The organism is Sphingomonas sp. PP-CC-3A-396 (genome assembly GCF_004343105.1).
Lineage (GTDB): Bacteria > Pseudomonadota > Alphaproteobacteria > Sphingomonadales > Sphingomonadaceae > Sphingomonas.
In genome coordinates, this window is record NZ_SLYF01000004.1 from 200495 (window position 1) to 217177 (window position 16683).

The window sequence follows — 16683 nt, forward strand, 5'->3', positions numbered from 1 at the left end:
TCCGGTGCGGACGTATTCCCAGCCGACACCTTAGCGACAGGAGCCCTGGTGCCGACTCTCATTCCAAAGCTTACCACGTGGCGCGCGGATCTTCCCGCCTCCATCGTCGTCGCGCTCGTCGCGCTGCCACTCTGTCTCGGCGTCGCGCTGGCATCGGGTGCGCCGCTATTCGCCGGCATCATTTCCGGCATCGTCGGCGGCATCGCCGTCGGCCTGTTCTCGAAGTCGCCACTGTCGGTCAGCGGCCCCGCCGCCGGCCTCACGGTGATCGTGCTCACCGCGATCGAGAGCATGCCAAGCTACCAGATGTTCCTAATGGCGGTCGTGCTCGCCGGCGTGCTCCAGATTTGCTTCTCGCTGACCCGCGCCGGCATCCTCAGCGAATTCGTGCCGTCCTCCGTCATCACCGGCATGCTCGCGGCGATCGGCCTGATCCTGATCCTCAAGCAGATCCCGCACGCCGTCGGGTTCGATCGCGAAGCCGAGGGTATCTTCGAATTCACGACCGCGAACGGCATCAATACCTTCACACGGATCTTCGACAGCCTGAGCGCGGCCGTGACGCCGGGGGCGATCCTGATCGCATCAATCAGCCTCGCGTTCCTGTTCTGGTGGGACGGCGCCAAGCCGAAGGACGGCCCGTTGCGCTTCGTCCCCGGCCCGCTGGTCGTCGTGCTGATCGGCATCTTCGGCAACATGCTGTTGGGCGTCGTGAAGCCCGACTGGCAGCTCCAGGCGACGCACCTCGTTCAGGTCCCTATCACGCAGACGCTGTCGCAATTCCCGTCGCTGTTCACCTTTCCCGACTTCTCCGGGATCACGATGGGCATCGTCTGGAGCAGCGCAGTCACGCTCGCGATCGTCGCCAGCCTTGAGTCATTGCTGAGCGTCAAGGCAGTCGACGAGATCGATCCGCGCCGCCGCTCGACCGATAAGAACTGGGAGCTGATGGCGCAGGGCGGCGGCAATATCCTGTCGGGTTTGATCGGCGGCCTACCCGTCACCTCGGTGATCGTGCGGTCGTCGGCGAACGTCGATTCGAAGGCGGAGAGCAAGCTGTCGACGATCCTCCACGGCTTCTGGTTGCTGGTCAGCGTCGCGCTGATCCCCGCGGTGTTGAACCTGATCCCGCTGTCGGCGCTCGCCGCGGTGCTGATCGCGACCGGCTACAAGCTGACCAAGCCCAAGCTGTTCAAGGAACGCTTTCAGCAGGGCTGGACGCAGTTCATCCCGTTCGTCGTCACGGTCGGCGCGATCCTGTTCACCGACTTGCTCGAAGGCATCGTCATCGGCCTTGCGGTCGGCTTCGTGTTCGTCGTCGCGCGCAACTTCCGTACCGCGATCACCTTTGCCTGCGACGACGAGGATTGCCTCGTCCGCGCACGCCGCAACCTGTATTTCATCCACAAATACGAACTGCAGAAGGCACTCGCCAAGGTGCCTGACAACGCCAATCTGCTGATCGACTTGTCGTCGACCAGCTATGTCGATCTCGATAACGTCGACATCATCAACGCGTTCATCAAGGGCGCGCAGTATCGCGGCATCACGGTGCTTATCCGCGGCGACCTCGCGATGCGCACGGTGAAGCTGATCAACGCCCCCCAGACCGAGGTCCGTTTCGCATGAGGCAGTACAAGCAGCTCCTGCTCGCCAACAAGGCGTGGGCGGCCGAGATCATCGAGGAGAGCGCCGACTTCTTCCAGCGCCAGCTGGTCGGCCAGAACCCGGAGTTCCTGTGGATCGGTTGTTCGGACAGCCGCGTCGGACCCGAGCAAATGACGATGACGCCGCCGGGCAACATGTTCATCCACCGCAATATCGCCAACCTCGTCAAGGATGACGACACGAACCTGATGTCCGTGCTGCAATATGCGGTCGACGTGCTGGGTGTGCGGCACATCATCATCTGCGGCCATTATGCGTGCGGCGGAATCCGCGCGACGCTCGACGGCGGTACGACCGGTCCGGTTGACGACTGGCTCAGTACCGCGCGCTGCGTGCTGCACGACCATGCCGACGAGATCGACGCGCAGCCCGACCGCGAGCAGAAGGTCAACCGGCTGGTCGAGGTCAACGTCCGCGACCAGCTCGTGCGGCTTGCACGCACCGCGACGATCCAGGGCGCGTTCGCGCGCGGGCAGGAAGTGCTGCTCCACGGCTGGGTCTACGACATCCGCGACGGGCTGATCAAACCGATGATGGAGATCGATTCGACGACCGTGCTGGAGGAGGTCGGGCGGCCGGACCGAGTGCTGATGTAAGCTGGTGCGGGTTTGCTGCTCGCTGATCCCCCCGCCCGCAAGGGGGAGTTGCGCTTGCTAGACGGAGGGGGGAGGAAAGGAAAACCTCTGTTCCTTGTCCACCCCCTCCGTCGCCTTCGACGCCACCTCCCCCTTGCGGGGAGGATCGTGATGCCTCATCCCGGCAGCTTGAAACGCACGTTCTGCGACAGGCCACCGCAGCCGACGCCGCCATCCGGGCGGAAGGTCTTACTCCATCGTGCGCCCGCCACCGTTTGCACGCCCGCCTTGGTGAACACGAATGGCGGATAGCTCAGCACCGCACGCTGGTTCAGCACCCGACCGTCGGCGTCGACGTCGAACTGCGTCTTGGTCCAGCCTTCGAACCCCCAGGCCATCGCCTCGTTCGGGAAGACACCGCCCGCCGAGAGGAACCGCGGCGGCGCATCCAGGATCGCGCATTGGTTGGCCGCGAGGCCTGATCGGTCGAACGTCGTGCGCGCTGCGGCGGTATCCCCCGCCTGCTGCTGGAGCGACGCGAGCCGGATCAGCGCACCGACCCGCAATGGATCGTTCGCGACGAGACGTTTGTCGTCCGCGACCTCCTGCAACAGCGGCAGCCTGCGCGTACGCGAACGTGTCGCCTCCGCGATCAGCAGCAGGATCGCGGCATGTGCCTTGGGGTCGTTTGCATAGGCCGGCATCGTCAAAAGCGGCGTCATCGCGCGCGTATAGGAACCCGCTCTCCACGTATCGGCACTTGCCGTCTCACGAACGCTGATTTCAAGCGGCAGCCTCGCAGACGGCGGTGCGCCCTGTGCTTCCGCGATCGCGAGCGCACGCCGCGCAAACACGTTCGTCTCCTCACGCCCTACCACCGCATTGTTAACCAGCTGATAGAGCGGCGGCAGCGTGGCCAGCCCATTCGGCCCGGACTTCGCCTCGGCCTCGGCAAGCGCAGCGCGCTGGCGGACGACCGCGATCGCATCCGCCCCCCGCTCCTTGGTCGGCAGCGCGAGGCCTTTGGTCTGGAGCCACGTTGCCATGTCCGCGTCGAGGAACTTAGTGATCGACGGACGTTCGAATTCGGTGGAGCAGCGCATCTCGACGCGCACATTGTACCGGAAGAACGCCGGCAGAGCCTTCGCCTGTTCGGGCGTCCAAGACCAGTCGCGAACCGCGCGCGCGAACTCCAGCGCGACCGCGCCGCCACCTGCCGCGTAGATCGGCGACACGTTGCGGACGACACCGTCGTCACCGATCGTGAACTCGACGACTGCCATGTCCGCCGGTCGCAAGTCTGCTTCGCCCCCACACGGCGGCACGTCCATCTGCACTGCAGGATCGAACTCGCCCTTGGTCAACCGCCCCGCGCCGGTCATTGCCATATACTCGCGCGCCTTGTCCGGCTTGCCCGCCAGCAGCGAGGCGATCGCCGCGTCCGAGCGCGCAGAGACGTCGTTCGAATCCGTCTGCGACGTCAGTCCGCCAAGCTGCTTGACCGCCTCGACCGCGTAGAGCCGCGCCGGCTCGTAGGCCCCGCGGTTGAGCAGGAGGATCGCGTGGCGACGGGCAACCATCGCCTTCAACCTGGCATCCGTCTGGACCGACTTGACCAACGCATCGACTCGCGCGAGCGTCGCATCTGCCGAAGCAGGATCGGTAAACGTCCTAGTTTCCGCCAGCGCCAGCATCGCGCCCGCTTTCATCGCCGGAGTATCCGCGGCGGTTTCCGCACTAGCATAGGCTTCACCAGCGCCGGCATAGTCGAGCGCGTTCTGCGCGATGCTCCCGAGATTATGATAGGCCCGCCAGCGATCCTCGGCGAGCGTCGGGTCGGTCGCAGGCAACAGCGCGAGGCCGGCGCGCGCCGCGACCACGGCGTCGTCGGAGCGATCAAGCTTGAACAGCGCCGCGCTCTTGCGGATCAGCGCGACGCCGCGGCTGCGCGAGCCTGGCTTGGTGCGTGCCTCGAGCTTTTGCCAGGCGGCGAGCGCAGCGGTCTTGTCGCCCTTCGTATCGAGTGCCGCGGCGGCATCGAAATCCTGTTGCAGCGTGGTGGTGGGCGTTTGCGCCGCCACCTGAACTGTTGCGGCGGCGACCGCCATCATGCCCGCGCCGAATACGCCAACCCTGTCGATACGCATCACTTCCCCCGACGAAATTTCGCCGCAGTCTGCAATGGTTCGGGGAAGGATGCCAGAGGATCTGTAAGCCGGGTTCTGTCCATTTCCGATCCTTCGATACGGAAGTTAGGCGACCATTCCTCTAGGACGACGGTTGCCCGCCGCCTCAAGCAATCAACCCGGGTGACGAGCTGAAACGAAGCCCATGTGCCACCCCTATTCGATCTTGCTCCCGGTGGGGTTTGCCGTGCCGCCCCTGTTACCAGGCGCGCGGTGCGCTCTTACCGCACCCTTTCACTCTGACCGCCCCGGCTTGCGCCGAGGGTTGGCCGTCTGCTCTCTGTGGCACTTTCCCTGAGGTCACCCTCGCCGGGCGTTACCCGGCACCGTCGTTTCGCGGAGCCCGGACTTTCCTCGCGTGTCCAAAAACACCCGCGGCCGCCCGACCCTCTGGCGCGCAGACCCCTAGTCGTCGCCCATCGGTTTGGGAAGCAGCAATGCGAGCAGGATGCAGCGACATTCCGCGTCGACTTCACCATCGACCAATTCCGGACGGAAGCGGCGCTGGAACGCCATCGTCGCCGCCATCCGGTTCTCGACGTCGTAGCCGAAGCGTTCAAGCGCCAAGCAAAAGCCGCCCTCGGTCCAGCCAGGATCCATAAGGTTCTTGGTAGGCCTGGGCAGCGCCAGCCGCCGTCGCGCGAGTTCATGCCACGGAAACAGTTCGCCCGGATCGCGTTTGCGGGTCGGCGCGATGTCCGAATGGCCGACGATGTTGCCGCGGGTAATTTCGCGGCGGTCCTTGATTTCCGCGACCAGCGCCACGACCGATGCGATCTGTTCGGGCGGGAACGGACGATAGCCGAACTCGTGACCAGGATTGACGATCTCGATGCCGATGCTTGCCGAGTTGATGTCCTCGATCCCACGCCAATGCGAGCGGCCGGCATGCCAGGCGCGCTTATCTTCCGCGACCATCCGCAGGACCGTGCCGTCCTCCTCGATCAGGTAATGCGACGACACCTTCGCCGCCGGATCGCGCAACCGGGCGATCGCCGACGCGCCGTCCTGCATGCCGGTATAGTGGAGCACGATCATCGTGATGGGCAGCGAACGATCGTCGAAATTTGGTGACGGTGTCTCGATAAACTTCAAGCCAGCTTCCCTTCACGCCGTTCGGCCAAGCCGACGCCACTCCGCGCCCTACGGATCACCACGCGTGCCACACCGCGCAGTGTCAGGCCACCGCCGGCCGACATCAATAGCGTTAACGGACTGCCAAAGTAATAGGCTCCGGCGAACGGTCGGATGATCGGCGCGGCGTGTATCATCAGCGGCACCGCGCGCTGGAGTCCGGTCTCTTGCAGTTACACCGTGCCGTGACTCACGTTCAGCCCGTGGATCGGGTGCGGGGGTCTTTGGTGTTCACCTGATAAAAACCGCGGAATTCCCGGCTGGGTTCGAACGCGCTGGTCTGGCCGATAACTGTCTCACCGGCGCCGAGCACGAGCTTGCCGCCCGGGTTGAGCGCGTCCGCGAACTTGGGAAACACGCCGGTCTTGGTTTCCGTAGACAGGTACAGCAGCACGTTGCGGCACAGGATGATGTCGAACCGTCCCGGCGGGGGCTGATCGGACACCAGGTTCATGCGTCGGAAGGTGATCAGCTTGACCAGTTCGGGTTTCGCCACCCAGTCGCTGCCGGTCGTATCGAACCAGCGAATCATCCGCCGTACGGGCAGCCCGCGCTGGATCTCGAATTGCGAGAAGCGCCCCGCCCGCGCCCGCGCTAGCGCCGCTTCGGACACGTCGGTGGCAATGATTTCAGGCATCGGCGCGCCGCTCGCGGCATGTCGTTCGGCAAACACCATCGCCAGCGACAACGGCTCCTGCCCGGTCGAGCACCCCGCGCACCAGATCCGGACGCGGCGACGGTCCGATTGCGCGGCTGCAACCGCCTCGACCAACTGATCGAAAACCAGCGCATCGCGGAAAAACGAGGTTTCCTGATTGACCAGCGCGTCGACGATCCGGTCGCCGATCAGCCGGTCGCTGCCCTCGAGCAACTGCGTCACCAACTGGTCGAGCGTGTCGAGCTTCCGATCGCGCAGCAGCGGTTTCAGCGCGGTATCGAGACGCCACGAACGATAGGCCGCGATCTGCTGGCCGGTACGCGCCTCAAGCAGCGCGGTCAGCACGTTGATCGCGGTCTGCGACGCAACGATCGGCATGGACTTGGCGAGCGTCATGGCCGGCGCCGCGTCGCGATGAGGCGACCGATCGCATCGGGTGGCAAGACTGCATCGGCGACACCCGTTGCCGCGACCGCGCCCGGCATACCCCAGACAACCGAGCTTTGCTGATCCTGAGCAACGACGCACCCGCCGAGATCGTGAACGCGACGCGCGCCCTCTGCCCCGTCGCGCCCCATTCCGCTGAGAACGATCGCGATCATGCGCGAGCCATAGACCTCGGCGATCGACGCCAGCATCGGATCGACCGACGGCATGCAACCGCTGGCGGCGAAATCCTGGGTGAGGCGAAACGCCGCACCATCCGCGCCGAGCGCGACGCATTTTAGATGCGCATCGCCCGGCGCGACGATGATGCGGCCCGGACGCACCCGCAATCGATCGGTCGCTACCTCGCACGGGCGGCCGGCGATCAGGGCGATCTGCGCGGCGAAATAGGGCATGAACGATGCCGGCAAATGCTGCGTGATGACGATCGGCAGACGAAATCCGGTCGGAAGTTCGCGAAAAAGCTGGCTGAGCGCATGAATGCCGCCGGTCGAGGCGCCGATCGCGACGATGTCGTACTCGTCGCTCGTCACTGCCCGGACCCGGGGCGAGGCCGATACCGACTGCGCCGGCCGTCGCTCGGGATGCGCTGGCCTCGGGCCCGAAGCCGGCGGGCGGACCAGTATCGCGGGCGGCATCAGCGCCGGACGTTCGCACAGGCGTTCGAGCTTGCCGACGAGCGCCAGGCCGAACCGGCCGGACAGGGCACCCGCCGATGGCTTGATCAACGTTTCGGCAGCCCCGAGCGCCAGCGCCTGGACCGACGCCGCGGCGCCATCGTCGGCGGAGGACGACACGATCAGCACCTTGGCCCCCTGCCCCGCGGCAATAAGATCCGGCAGCGCGGTCAGGCCGTCGACGCCCGGCATCTCGATATCCAGCAAGATGAATTCCACCGTCGCGCGTGCCAGAAACTCGAGCGCCGCCTTGGCCGTACCGACCGCGCCGACGACCGAAAAGCGATCGCTGGCGTCGATCAGTCGCGCGATCACCGCCCGGGCGACCACCGAGTCATCGACGATCAGGACTCGTGCGAACCCGTCGATAGACTGGCCGTCATGGTCTCGATCGAGCCGCGGAACTGGAGGGGAGCGACTGGCCATCGTCCGGGCCGGATCAGGCCATGCCGACGATCTGGAGCTTAGATTCGAGCGTGTCGCGATCGAACGGCTTCATGACATATTCGTCCGCCCCCGCTTCGATCGCCGCGCGAATATACGCCATGCCGTTCTCGGTCGTGCAGAACACGACTTTCGGACGGCTCGGGATGTCGGCCTCCCGCAGCGCGCGCAGAAAGTCCATGCCGCTCATCACCGGCATGTTCCAGTCGAGCAGGATCACGTCGGGGATCGACGCCAAGCACGATGCCAGGGCCTCGCGGCCGTCACAGGCTTCGGTCACGGTGAAGTCGAGCGTCTCCAGGATGTGACGCGCGACCTTGCGGATCACCTTGGAGTCATCGACGACGAGACAGGTCTTCATGGAAAGCCTTCCGGGGAAAATCGTTGGGACGGTCTACGCAGAAAAGCGTAAGCACCCGGTTAAGTGAGAGAAAATTCAGGCGGCTAGTGCAGTGTCGGAGATGACCGCCGCCAGATCGAGGATCAGCAGCGGTTCGCCATCGCGCTCGACGATGCCGATGCCCGCCGAGGCCCAACCACGATGCAGCGCCAATCCAGACGATAGCGGCAATCGAGCGAACGGCGCGACGTCCTCGACCGAGTCGACCAGGATCGCGTAATGGTGGCCCTCGACGGCGGTGATGACCGCGCGCCTCGCGCCATCCGGGGTCGGCTCCAGCCCCAGCGCGGTACCGGTATCGATCACCGTCACCACCCGGCTGCGCAGTGCCGCCAGTCCGCGGACAAAGGCCTCCGCCCGCGGTACCGCGACGATCTCGCCGATATCCACCACCGAGTCGACCTGCGCGGCGGCGATCGCGACGCCGCGACCCGCGATATGCGCCACCAGGAACAGTTCGCTCACATCGCCCTCCGTGCCGCGAGTGCGGCGATCAATGCCGGCCGATCGTACCGATAGATGCTCGCATCGTCGTCGTGATCGGCGGTCCGCGTCCGCCGCAGCGTCACCACCGGCGCCATCGTATCGCGGACCGGCGCGTCCTCCATCGCCAGCGCCACCGCGGCGGTCTCGCCCGCCGCCAGCGCCGTGACGCAGCGATAGCCCGACGCCTCGAGCGCAGGCTTCAGGAACGTCTCCATCCAGCCCGATCCATCGACCTGCAACAGACATACAGGCAGCGACGCCAGCGTCACCGGCTGGCCCGCGAACAGCGCATGCGGATCGACCAGCTCGATCTGCTCACCGGCGATCGAGACGACCCCAGCAATCGGCCCGGTGCCCCGTGCGGGTGCCATCTCGGCAGGCAGCGCGACGATCTCGATCGCCTCGGCAATCGCATACGCCATTTCGCTCTCGCCGTCGGTCAGCCGCAACACGGCCACCTCGGTGCGCGCGCCAAGTTCGGCGACCGCATGGAGGGGAATGATCGTATCGCCGACCGACAGGCGCATCGCCCCGCCCGACCAGCGGATCGCGTCGGTCGGGACCGGCTCGACGCGATCGATAACCGCCAGCGCGATCGCCCGACGCTGGCCATCGAGATCGTCGAACAGCAAGGCGGGCACACCCGGCACGACCTCCTCGACCTGTGCAGAAACCGACGCGACCGGCGTGAAACGCAGGCCCGCGACCGCCGCGATCCCGGAGGCATCGAGCAACAGCATCGGCAGGCCGTTGTCGGGCAAGGTCTTGCCCGCATAGACGCCGGTCGCCATCACGGCGGGAGAGGCAGGCTTGACGACGAGCTCTTCGGTGTCGAGCACGGTATCGACACCGAGTGCGTAATCGCCTTCACGCGTCGAGACGATCACCAACGTCGGCGGCGCGTCGCTATTCAGATCGAGAAGGTGGCCGAGCGAAACCAGCGGCATCCGCTTGCCGCGTACCGTGACGGTGGCAGCATCACCGATCGTGTCGATCCGCACCTGATCGCCGCGAACCATGACGATTTCCTCGATCGCCTGGCGCGGCAGCGCGAACCGCTGCGAGCCGACGCCGACGATGATCGTCGACAGGATCGACAGAGTCAGCGGCACATGGATGACGATCCGCAAGCCTCGACCCGGATCGTTGGTCAGCACGACGCGTCCACCGATCTGTTCGATATTGGCGCGCACGACGTCCATGCCGACGCCACGACCCGAGATCGCGGTCACCGTGTCGCGGCTCGACAGACCGGGCGCGAAGATCAGATCGAGCTTTGCCGCCTCGCTCATCAGCGCAAGCTCGGCAACGCCGTACAAGCGCTTTTCCGCCGCCTTGGCGACGATCCGCGCGACGTCGATGCCCTTGCCGTCATCGGCAATCTCAATGAGGATCTGGTTGCCCGACTGCCGCGCCGACACGATTAGTCGTCCGGTCATCGGCTTGCCCGCGGCACGCCGCTCGGCCGGCGTCTCGATCCCATGATCGATCGCGTTGCGGATGATGTGGCCGAGAGGGTCGCGCATCAGCTCGATCATCTCGCGGTCGAGCTCGACATCGGCGCCCTCGATCACGAGGTCGACGCTTTTGGCGAGCTCCGCACTGGTGTCTCGAACCAGCCGAGGCAGTGCCGAGAACAGCGCATCGACCTTTTGCATCCGCGTCCGCGTGACGGTGTCGCGCATGTCGGCAACCGTCAGCGACAACCGTTCGAGCGCCGCTTCGACCTGCGGATCGACATCGCTGTCACGCAGTCGGCGGGCGAGCTCATTGCGCGCCAGCACCATCTCGGACATGCCGCTCATCATGTGATCGAGCAGGTCGACATTCAGGCGGACGCTGCGGCTGACGGCACGATTTTGCGGGGCGGCAGGGGCCTGCGCGCAGGGCTGTGCATCGGGCGCGAGGGCCGCGATCAACAGGTCCTCGTCGGAATTGTCGAGCGATGCGCCTGCGGCGATCGCCTCGACGATAGCCCCGATCCGGTCGACGATCCCCAGGACCGCGTTGACGAGCGCAGTATCAGGCGTGCGCTTGCCATCGCGGACCGCGGCGAGAACATCCTCCGCAGCGTGGCTGAGGCGCGCGAGGCGTGGCAGATCGAGGAACCCGCAGCTGCCCTTGACGGTGTGGACGAAGCGGAAGATCGCGTCGAGACGCCCCTGGTCGGCGGGCGCGGCTTCCCATGCGACGATCTCGCCGGAGATCGCCTCCAGCGTTTCGCGCGTCTCGGCAATGAATTCCTGTAGCAAATCGTCCATGCGAGCCCCGCGTTCGAGGCCTGTCATGCATGGCGGAGGTTAAGAGGCCGTTAGCTCGACTTCTCAATCCTCCCCCGCCAAAGGGATCGCGGAAGACCGCGCGCTTTACCGCGCGTTGAAGACGGCGCCGAAGATCATGATCCCCTCGGCCGGTTCGGACACGATCACCGTGCCGCCTGCATCGGTCACCAGCGTGTTGATCATGTACGCCGCTGCCGCGCGCGGCGTGACCGCATGCGCGCCCGCGCCTTCGACCAGTGTCCGCCGGATCTCGGGATCGAGTACAATCCGTCCCCCCTCGACCTTCACCACGATCTCGAGCTGGCCCTCGTTATCCTCGCCACCGACCTCCATCGTGCCGCCCCGAACGAGCGACTCGGTCGCGATCAGGACGAGGTTGAGGAGCACCTTGACCGCCGACTTGGGCATCGCCGATGCCTCGACCGCCCAGACGAACGTGATCCGCTTGTTCTCGGCAACCAGCCCCTCGATCGCATTGCGCGCCTCGTGCGTGTCGACCAGTTCACCGAACCCGCCGGCCGCCCCGAAAGCCAGTCGGAAGAACTTCAGCTTGCTGGCGGACGCGCGCGCGCTGTCGGCCAGCAATTGCATGACGCGCTCGCGCATCGCCGGATCGGTCTCGTCGGCGAGCAGTTCCAGCCCGTTGTTGAGCGCCCCCACCGGCGACAGCAGGTCGTGGCACAGGCGCGAACACAGCAGACTCGCGAAATCGACCGGGCTGACCGTCATGAAAATCCCCTAATTCTGGAGCGTCTTGTGGCGGGGGTGCGGACGGCGCGCAAGGGTGGTTGGATCGGCGAGAGGCAGCGCATTGCAGAGCGTTGCAACATGCTCCCACCCCAGCATGCCCCACCCCGGCGCAGGCCGGGGCCCAATTGGGGAACATCGCTAACTAAACGCTGCGCTCCGTTACTCCGACCTTCCCAATTGGGCCCCGGCCTTCGCCGGGGTGGAGGTGTCTTTGATGCGCTCAATCATCTCTTCGACAAACGCGCCCATCTCGACCGATCGCCACGCACGCGCCTCACCCCCGCCAAGGATCACCCAGATCGCCCCATCCCCCATAGCCTGCGCCGCATCACTCGGAGACGGAACCGGCAAACCCGACGGATGCGAATGATAATGCCCGACCACGCTGGGCCCTCCCCCCCGCGCTCGTCGATGCGCCGCGAACAACGCCTTCGGTTCGATCTCGAACGTCCGCGCCGGATCGGTCGCGACATTCGCGCACGCCTCCGCCCCCTCGATCCGCCTCGCCGTCCCGAACAGCAGCCCACAAATTTCCGCGTCGGGCGACGCGGTCGCCGCGGCAACAACTTGTGTCAGCACTTCGCTTGAAATCGTCACGCTCATCGCCACATCGCTACGACATGGACCGGGGGGTTTCCATCGTCGAAGCATCGATCACGCCGGCCACGGATGGTTGGAGGCTCGACCGTGCGCTCGCCGAAGTGCTTCCCGACATGTCGCGCGAACGGTTGAAGGCGTTGATCGCCGCGGGCCAGGTCACGCTCAACGGCCGCGAATGGCGTGACTCGGCGAAGAAGGCTGCGGCGGGTCAAGTGTTCGCGGTCGCGATCCCGCCACCAACGCCGCTGCACAACGAAGCGCAGGATATCCCGCTCGTCGTCGCCTACGAAGACGACGACCTGATTGTGATCGACAAGCCCGCCGGCTTGGTCGTCCACCCCGCCGCGGGCAATTTCGACGGGACGCTCGTCAACGCGCTGCTCCATCACTGCGCTGGCAACCTGTCGGGCATCGGCGGCGTCGCGCGGCCCGGCATCGTCCACCGGATCGACAAGGACACGTCGGGGCTGATGATCGCCGCCAAGACCGACCGCGCGCACGAAGGCCTGGCGAAGCAATTCCACGACCACAGCATCGACCGCCGCTACAAGGCGATCGTCGGTGGTATCCCGCGCCCGCCGAGCGGCACCGTCAATGCGCCGCTCGCGCGTAGTCCGCAGAACCGAAAGAAGATCGCGATCGTCGAAGGCGGCAAGCGCGCGGTGACGCATTTCTCGACGATCACGACGTTGCACAAGGCGGCACTGATCGAGTGTCGGCTCGAAACCGGGCGGACGCATCAGGTCCGTGTGCACATGGCGTCGATCGGTCACGCGTTGCTCGGCGACCCAGTCTATGGTAGAACAAATCAAGCTCAGAAGTCGCTGCTCGAAACGCTCGGTTTCCGCCGGCAAGCCTTGCACGCGGCGTATCTGGGGTTCATCCATCCGGTGAATAGCATCGCTTTGGCGTTCGAAAGCGAAATGCCCGCAGACATGCAGGAACTGTTCACCCAGCTTGACGTATAGATAATCGACACCATGCCGCAGTGCGGCAATCGGGGTCAGCAGAAAGGGATTACGACAATGGCAGCCCGCTCCAACGTTCCAGCGACGATTCCTGCGCTCGGCAGCGAGGCGGGTCTCAATCGTTATCTCGCCGAGATCAAGAAATTCCCCCTCCTGAAACCCGAGCAGGAATATATGCTCGCCAAGCGTTTCCAGGAGCATGGCGACACCGAGGCTGCGGCGCAGTTGGTAACCTCGCATCTGCGCCTCGTGGCGAAAATCGCGATGGGCTATCGCGGCTATGGTTTGCCGACGTCGGAGCTTATCTCCGAGGGCAATATCGGCCTGATGCAGGGCGTGAAGAAGTTCGAGCCCGAGCGTGGCTTCCGTCTTGCGACCTATGCGATGTGGTGGATTCGCGCGTCGATCCAGGAATATATCCTGCGGTCGTGGAGCCTCGTGAAGATGGGCACCACCGCGGCGCAGAAGAAGCTGTTCTTCAACCTGCGTCGGATGAAGAGCCGTCTTGACGCATTCGAGGATGGCGATTTGCGTCCCGAGCACGTCACAAAGATCGCCACCGATCTGGGGGTCGCCGAGACCGATGTCGTCAGCATGAACCGTCGCATGGCTATGGGCGGGGATACGTCTCTCAACGTGCCGATGCGCGAGGACGGCGAAGGCCAGTGGCAGGATTGGCTGCAGGACGACGCGCCGTTGCAGGACAAGATCGTCGCCGATGCGCAGGAGGCGGACGTTCGCCACTCGATGCTGGTGTCGGCGATGGACGATCTCAACGAGCGTGAGCAGCATATCCTGACCGAGCGCCGCCTGACGGATGATCCCAAGACGCTCGAGGAATTGTCGCAGGTCTACGGCGTGTCGCGCGAGCGCGTGCGGCAGATCGAGGTGCGCGCGTTCGAGAAGCTGCAGAAGGCGATGATGCGCATTGCCGGCGAAAAGCGCCTGCTGGCGGCTTAACGTGGTGCGCACCGTCGTCATCGGCGGCGGTGCTGCCGGTATTGCAGCGGCTAGGACGCTGCATGATGACGGGCATGACGTTCTGTTGGTCGAGGCGAGCGACCGTCTCGGCGGCCGAGCCCATAGCCTCTCCCTGAAAAGCTTGTTCCCCCGCGAAGGCGGGGGCCCAGACTGGGCCCCCGCCTTTGCGGGGGACCATGTCGACGCCGGTTGCGGCTGGCTACACTCCGCCCAGCGCAACCCATGGACCAATATCGCTGAGACTTCTGGCTTCACTGTAGATCGTTCCGACGCAAACTGGCGCACCCAGTGGCGCGATCTCGGCTTCTCGCCCGCAGACCAAGCCTCATCCGCCGATGCGTACGCAACTTGGAACGAGCGCGCTCTTGCTGCCCTAGAAGGCGCCGACCGCCCTCTCTCCGACTTCATTGGCCCTAACGACAAATGGCGCCCGAAGATCGACGCGATCTCCGGCTACGCAAATGGTGCGAACCTCAGCGAGGTCTCGCTCGACGACTGGGCAGCGTACGAGGAAGCCTCAACCGACGATAATTGGACGGTGAAGGAAGGCTACGGCACGCTGGTCGCCAGTCACGCCACGGGCCTGAACGTTCGCCTCTCGACGCCGGTAACGCGCATTGATCACAGCGGCCACCGCATCAAACTCGACACCCCCGCCGGCACGATCGAGGCGGACCACGTCATCGTCTGCGTCCCCACCACCGTCCTCGCCAAGTCGCAGATCGTCTTCGATCCACCCCTCCCCGACAAGCATGCCGCCGCCGCCGACCTCCCGCTTGGGCTCGCGGACAAGGTATTTCTCCTTGTCGACCGACCCGAATGGCCGACCAACGCGCACCTGATCGGCAACCCGTACAGCGCCTGCACCGCCAGCCACCGCCTGTCGCCGTTCGGCTGGCCGATCGTCGAGAGCTTCTTCGGCGGCGACTGCGCGGAAATGCTGGAGGACCGCGACGCCGCGCAGTTCGCGATCGACGAACTTGTCGGCCTGCTCGGCAGCGATTGGCGCAAGCGCTTCACCCCGCTCGCTGCAACCCGCTGGCGGCACGAACCCTATATCGGCGGCAGCTACAGTCATGCGCGAATTGGCAGGGCCGGGCAGCGCGCCGTCCTCGCTGCCTCCGTCGACGGCCGGATCCACTTCGCCGGCGAAGCATGCCACCCGTTCGACTTCTCCACCGCACATGGGGCGTATGAAACCGGCGTTGCGGCCGCGCGCGCGGTGATTGGCGAGCCTGCTACGATCGCATAAGGAGCGCCGATGGGCTTCTTCCGCATTTTCGCCAAGATCGTCTTCGGGTTCGTCCTGATTACCGTCGCCTGGGTCGGCATCTATCGGTTCGTGCCGGTGCCGTTCACCTGGACGATGATGGGCGACGTGCTCAATGGCCACGGCGTGACGAAGGACTGGATGCCGCTATCCGAGATGGACCCCGACATGGCGCGCGCGGCGATCGCGGGCGAGGATTCGCGATTCTGTTCGCATCACGGCTTCGATTTCAAGGCGATGGCGGGGGCGGCGGCGCGTAATGCGCAGGGCGGCCGGATCCGCGGCGGCTCGACGATCAGCCAGCAGACCGCGAAGAACGCGTTTCTGTTCCAGGGCGGCGGTTATGTGCGGAAGGCGTTCGAGGCGTATTTCACCGTGCTGATCGAGGCGCTGTGGCCGAAGCGGCGGATCATGGAGGTGTATCTCAACATCGCCGAGACCGGGATCGGAACGTACGGCGCGAACGCCGGGTCGATCCGGTATTTCAATCACGATGCGTCGCGACTGTCGCCGACGGAGGCGGGGCGGATTGCCGCCGTCTTGCCGTTGCCCAAGAAGCGGGCGGCGATCGATCCTCATGGTTTCGTGCGCAAGCATGGGAACACGCTGTCGCGGCGGGTTTCGGTGGTTCGGAACGACGGGTTGGATAGCTGTCTGCAATCCTGAATTAGGAATACCCAAACCGAGACCCGCACCCCAGCGGAAGCTGGGGGTATCCACATGGCGCATCGTGCGCGCCGTGGAGGGATATCCCAGCTTTCGCTGGGATGACGAAGGGCGGACGGACCTAGATGACCCCCTGTTCTCCCGCGCAGGCGGGAGAACAGTTCGGGTCCCCGCCTTCGCAGGGAAACCAGCTAGGAGCCTTTACTGCGTCGACTTCTCGACCGCGTTACCGGCCTTGTCGGCTGCACTGCCGACGCTCTTTGCCGCCGAGGTGATCGCGGCGTCCTTGCTGTTCTGCGCGCCTTGGCGGCTGAACAGGTAATAGCCACCGATCAGGACCGCGATCAGCAGGACGATGCCGATCAGCATGCCGCTGCCGCCGCCACGGCGTTCGATGATCGTGGTGTGGGTGGTCGGGGTTTCGACGATACGCTCTTCGGCCATTTTGACTCTCCCTGATTACTGGAGAGCGCAACGCCGGCCGAAGAGCG

16 protein-coding genes and 1 other RNA gene are annotated in these 16683 nt (G+C 65.2%); 6 read left to right on the top strand and 11 right to left on the bottom strand.

The window, feature by feature from the left end:
• Window positions 1–48: 48 nt before the first annotated feature.
• The gene (locus C8J40_RS09335) at window positions 49–1629 is read left to right on the top strand and encodes a SulP family inorganic anion transporter (RefSeq protein WP_132896798.1); all 1581 of its coding nucleotides are present in this window, start codon (window positions 49–51) and stop codon (window positions 1627–1629) included.
• Window positions 1626–2264 carry a carbonic anhydrase gene (locus C8J40_RS09340; protein ID WP_132896799.1) on the top strand — a complete coding sequence of 213 codons (639 nt, stop codon included), beginning with the start codon at window positions 1626–1628 and terminating at the stop codon, window positions 2262–2264. Before C8J40_RS09335 ends, C8J40_RS09340 begins: the two co-directional genes overlap by 4 nt.
• A gap of 155 nt (window positions 2265–2419) precedes the next feature.
• Here the strand turns inward: C8J40_RS09340 and C8J40_RS09345 are convergent, their stop codons facing one another.
• The 10 genes from C8J40_RS09345 to C8J40_RS09390 form a co-directional block, all read right to left on the bottom strand.
• Window positions 2420–4390, bottom strand: a complete 1971-nt coding sequence (locus tag C8J40_RS09345) for a hypothetical protein (protein WP_132896800.1) — start codon at window positions 4388–4390, stop codon at window positions 2420–2422.
• Window positions 4391–4438: 48 nt separating this feature from the next.
• Window positions 4439–4823: RNase P RNA component class A (gene rnpB / locus C8J40_RS09350), an RNA gene on the bottom strand.
• A gap of 11 nt (window positions 4824–4834) precedes the next feature.
• Window positions 4835–5524 carry an N-acetylmuramoyl-L-alanine amidase gene (locus tag C8J40_RS09355; RefSeq protein ID WP_132896801.1) on the bottom strand — a complete coding sequence of 230 codons (690 nt, stop codon included), beginning with the start codon at window positions 5522–5524 and terminating at the stop codon, window positions 4835–4837.
• Between the two features lie 235 nt (window positions 5525–5759).
• Complete coding sequence (locus C8J40_RS09360; RefSeq protein WP_132896802.1) at window positions 5760–6617, bottom strand: protein-glutamate O-methyltransferase CheR; 858 nt, start codon at window positions 6615–6617, stop codon at window positions 5760–5762.
• Window positions 6614–7771 carry a chemotaxis-specific protein-glutamate methyltransferase CheB gene (cheB, locus tag C8J40_RS09365; RefSeq protein ID WP_132896803.1) on the bottom strand — a complete coding sequence of 386 codons (1158 nt, stop codon included), beginning with the start codon at window positions 7769–7771 and terminating at the stop codon, window positions 6614–6616. The genes C8J40_RS09360 and cheB overlap by 4 nt, the downstream gene beginning before the upstream one ends.
• A 13-nt stretch (window positions 7772–7784) precedes the next feature.
• Window positions 7785–8150, bottom strand: coding sequence for a response regulator (locus C8J40_RS09370; protein ID WP_132740051.1), 366 nt, complete (start codon window positions 8148–8150; stop codon window positions 7785–7787).
• A gap of 75 nt (window positions 8151–8225) precedes the next feature.
• Window positions 8226–8654 (bottom strand): chemotaxis protein CheW, encoded by a 429-nt coding sequence (locus C8J40_RS09375; RefSeq protein ID WP_132740054.1) that lies wholly within the window; start codon window positions 8652–8654, stop codon window positions 8226–8228.
• The gene (locus C8J40_RS09380) at window positions 8651–10936 is read right to left on the bottom strand and encodes a chemotaxis protein CheA (RefSeq protein WP_132896804.1); all 2286 of its coding nucleotides are present in this window, start codon (window positions 10934–10936) and stop codon (window positions 8651–8653) included. The genes C8J40_RS09375 and C8J40_RS09380 overlap by 4 nt, the downstream gene beginning before the upstream one ends.
• Window positions 10937–11041: 105 nt before the next feature.
• Window positions 11042–11686 (bottom strand): histidine phosphotransferase family protein, encoded by a 645-nt coding sequence (locus C8J40_RS09385; RefSeq protein ID WP_132896805.1) that lies wholly within the window; start codon window positions 11684–11686, stop codon window positions 11042–11044.
• 180 nt (window positions 11687–11866) lie between these two features.
• Window positions 11867–12310 carry a M67 family metallopeptidase gene (locus C8J40_RS09390; protein WP_132896806.1) on the bottom strand — a complete coding sequence of 148 codons (444 nt, stop codon included), beginning with the start codon at window positions 12308–12310 and terminating at the stop codon, window positions 11867–11869.
• A gap of 17 nt (window positions 12311–12327) precedes the next feature.
• On the opposite strand from C8J40_RS09390, the gene C8J40_RS09395 reads away from it, so the two are divergent.
• Genes C8J40_RS09395 through mtgA form a run of 4 tightly spaced genes read left to right on the top strand, consistent with a single transcriptional unit; the run spans window position 12328 to window position 16192 of the window.
• Complete coding sequence (locus tag C8J40_RS09395) at window positions 12328–13275, top strand: RluA family pseudouridine synthase (RefSeq protein ID WP_132896807.1); 948 nt, start codon at window positions 12328–12330, stop codon at window positions 13273–13275.
• 57 nt (window positions 13276–13332) lie between these two features.
• Window positions 13333–14235 carry an RNA polymerase sigma factor RpoH gene (rpoH, locus tag C8J40_RS09400; RefSeq protein ID WP_056048373.1) on the top strand — a complete coding sequence of 301 codons (903 nt, stop codon included), beginning with the start codon at window positions 13333–13335 and terminating at the stop codon, window positions 14233–14235.
• A 1-nt stretch (window position 14236) separates the two neighbouring features.
• The gene (locus tag C8J40_RS09405; protein WP_132896808.1) at window positions 14237–15508 is read left to right on the top strand and encodes an NAD(P)/FAD-dependent oxidoreductase; all 1272 of its coding nucleotides are present in this window, start codon (window positions 14237–14239) and stop codon (window positions 15506–15508) included.
• Window positions 15509–15517: 9 nt separating this feature from the next.
• A complete protein-coding gene (mtgA, locus tag C8J40_RS09410; protein WP_132896809.1) occupies window positions 15518–16192 on the top strand; it encodes a monofunctional biosynthetic peptidoglycan transglycosylase in 675 nt (224 codons plus the stop codon).
• Between the two features lie 201 nt (window positions 16193–16393).
• Here mtgA and C8J40_RS09415 read toward each other — a convergent pair whose 3' ends face one another.
• Window positions 16394–16636: a hypothetical protein gene (locus C8J40_RS09415; RefSeq protein ID WP_132896810.1), complete on the bottom strand. Its 243-nt coding sequence runs from the start codon at window positions 16634–16636 to the stop codon at window positions 16394–16396.
• Between the last annotated feature and the right edge of the window lie 47 nt (window positions 16637–16683).

What these genes read in the sequence shown, in the direction of transcription:
- C8J40_RS09340 (WP_132896799.1), top strand. Translation starts at nt 1,626, where the DNA reads ATGAGGCAGTACAAGCAGCTCCTGCTCGCCAACAAGGCGTGGGCGGCC.
- C8J40_RS09345 (WP_132896800.1), bottom strand. Translation starts at nt 4,390, where the DNA reads ATGCGTATCGACAGGGTTGGCGTATTCGGCGCGGGCATGATGGCGGTC.
- C8J40_RS09360 (WP_132896802.1), bottom strand. Translation starts at nt 6,617, where the DNA reads ATGACGCTCGCCAAGTCCATGCCGATCGTTGCGTCGCAGACCGCGATC.
- cheB (WP_132896803.1), bottom strand. Translation starts at nt 7,771, where the DNA reads ATGGCCAGTCGCTCCCCTCCAGTTCCGCGGCTCGATCGAGACCATGAC.
- C8J40_RS09370 (WP_132740051.1), bottom strand. Translation starts at nt 8,150, where the DNA reads ATGAAGACCTGTCTCGTCGTCGATGACTCCAAGGTGATCCGCAAGGTC.
- C8J40_RS09380 (WP_132896804.1), bottom strand. Translation starts at nt 10,936, where the DNA reads ATGGACGATTTGCTACAGGAATTCATTGCCGAGACGCGCGAAACGCTG.
- C8J40_RS09385 (WP_132896805.1), bottom strand. Translation starts at nt 11,686, where the DNA reads ATGACGGTCAGCCCGGTCGATTTCGCGAGTCTGCTGTGTTCGCGCCTG.
- C8J40_RS09390 (WP_132896806.1), bottom strand. Translation starts at nt 12,310, where the DNA reads ATGAGCGTGACGATTTCAAGCGAAGTGCTGACACAAGTTGTTGCCGCG.
- C8J40_RS09395 (WP_132896807.1), top strand. Translation starts at nt 12,328, where the DNA reads ATGGACCGGGGGGTTTCCATCGTCGAAGCATCGATCACGCCGGCCACG.
- rpoH (WP_056048373.1), top strand. Translation starts at nt 13,333, where the DNA reads ATGGCAGCCCGCTCCAACGTTCCAGCGACGATTCCTGCGCTCGGCAGC.
- mtgA (WP_132896809.1), top strand. Translation starts at nt 15,518, where the DNA reads ATGGGCTTCTTCCGCATTTTCGCCAAGATCGTCTTCGGGTTCGTCCTG.
- C8J40_RS09415 (WP_132896810.1), bottom strand. Translation starts at nt 16,636, where the DNA reads ATGGCCGAAGAGCGTATCGTCGAAACCCCGACCACCCACACCACGATC.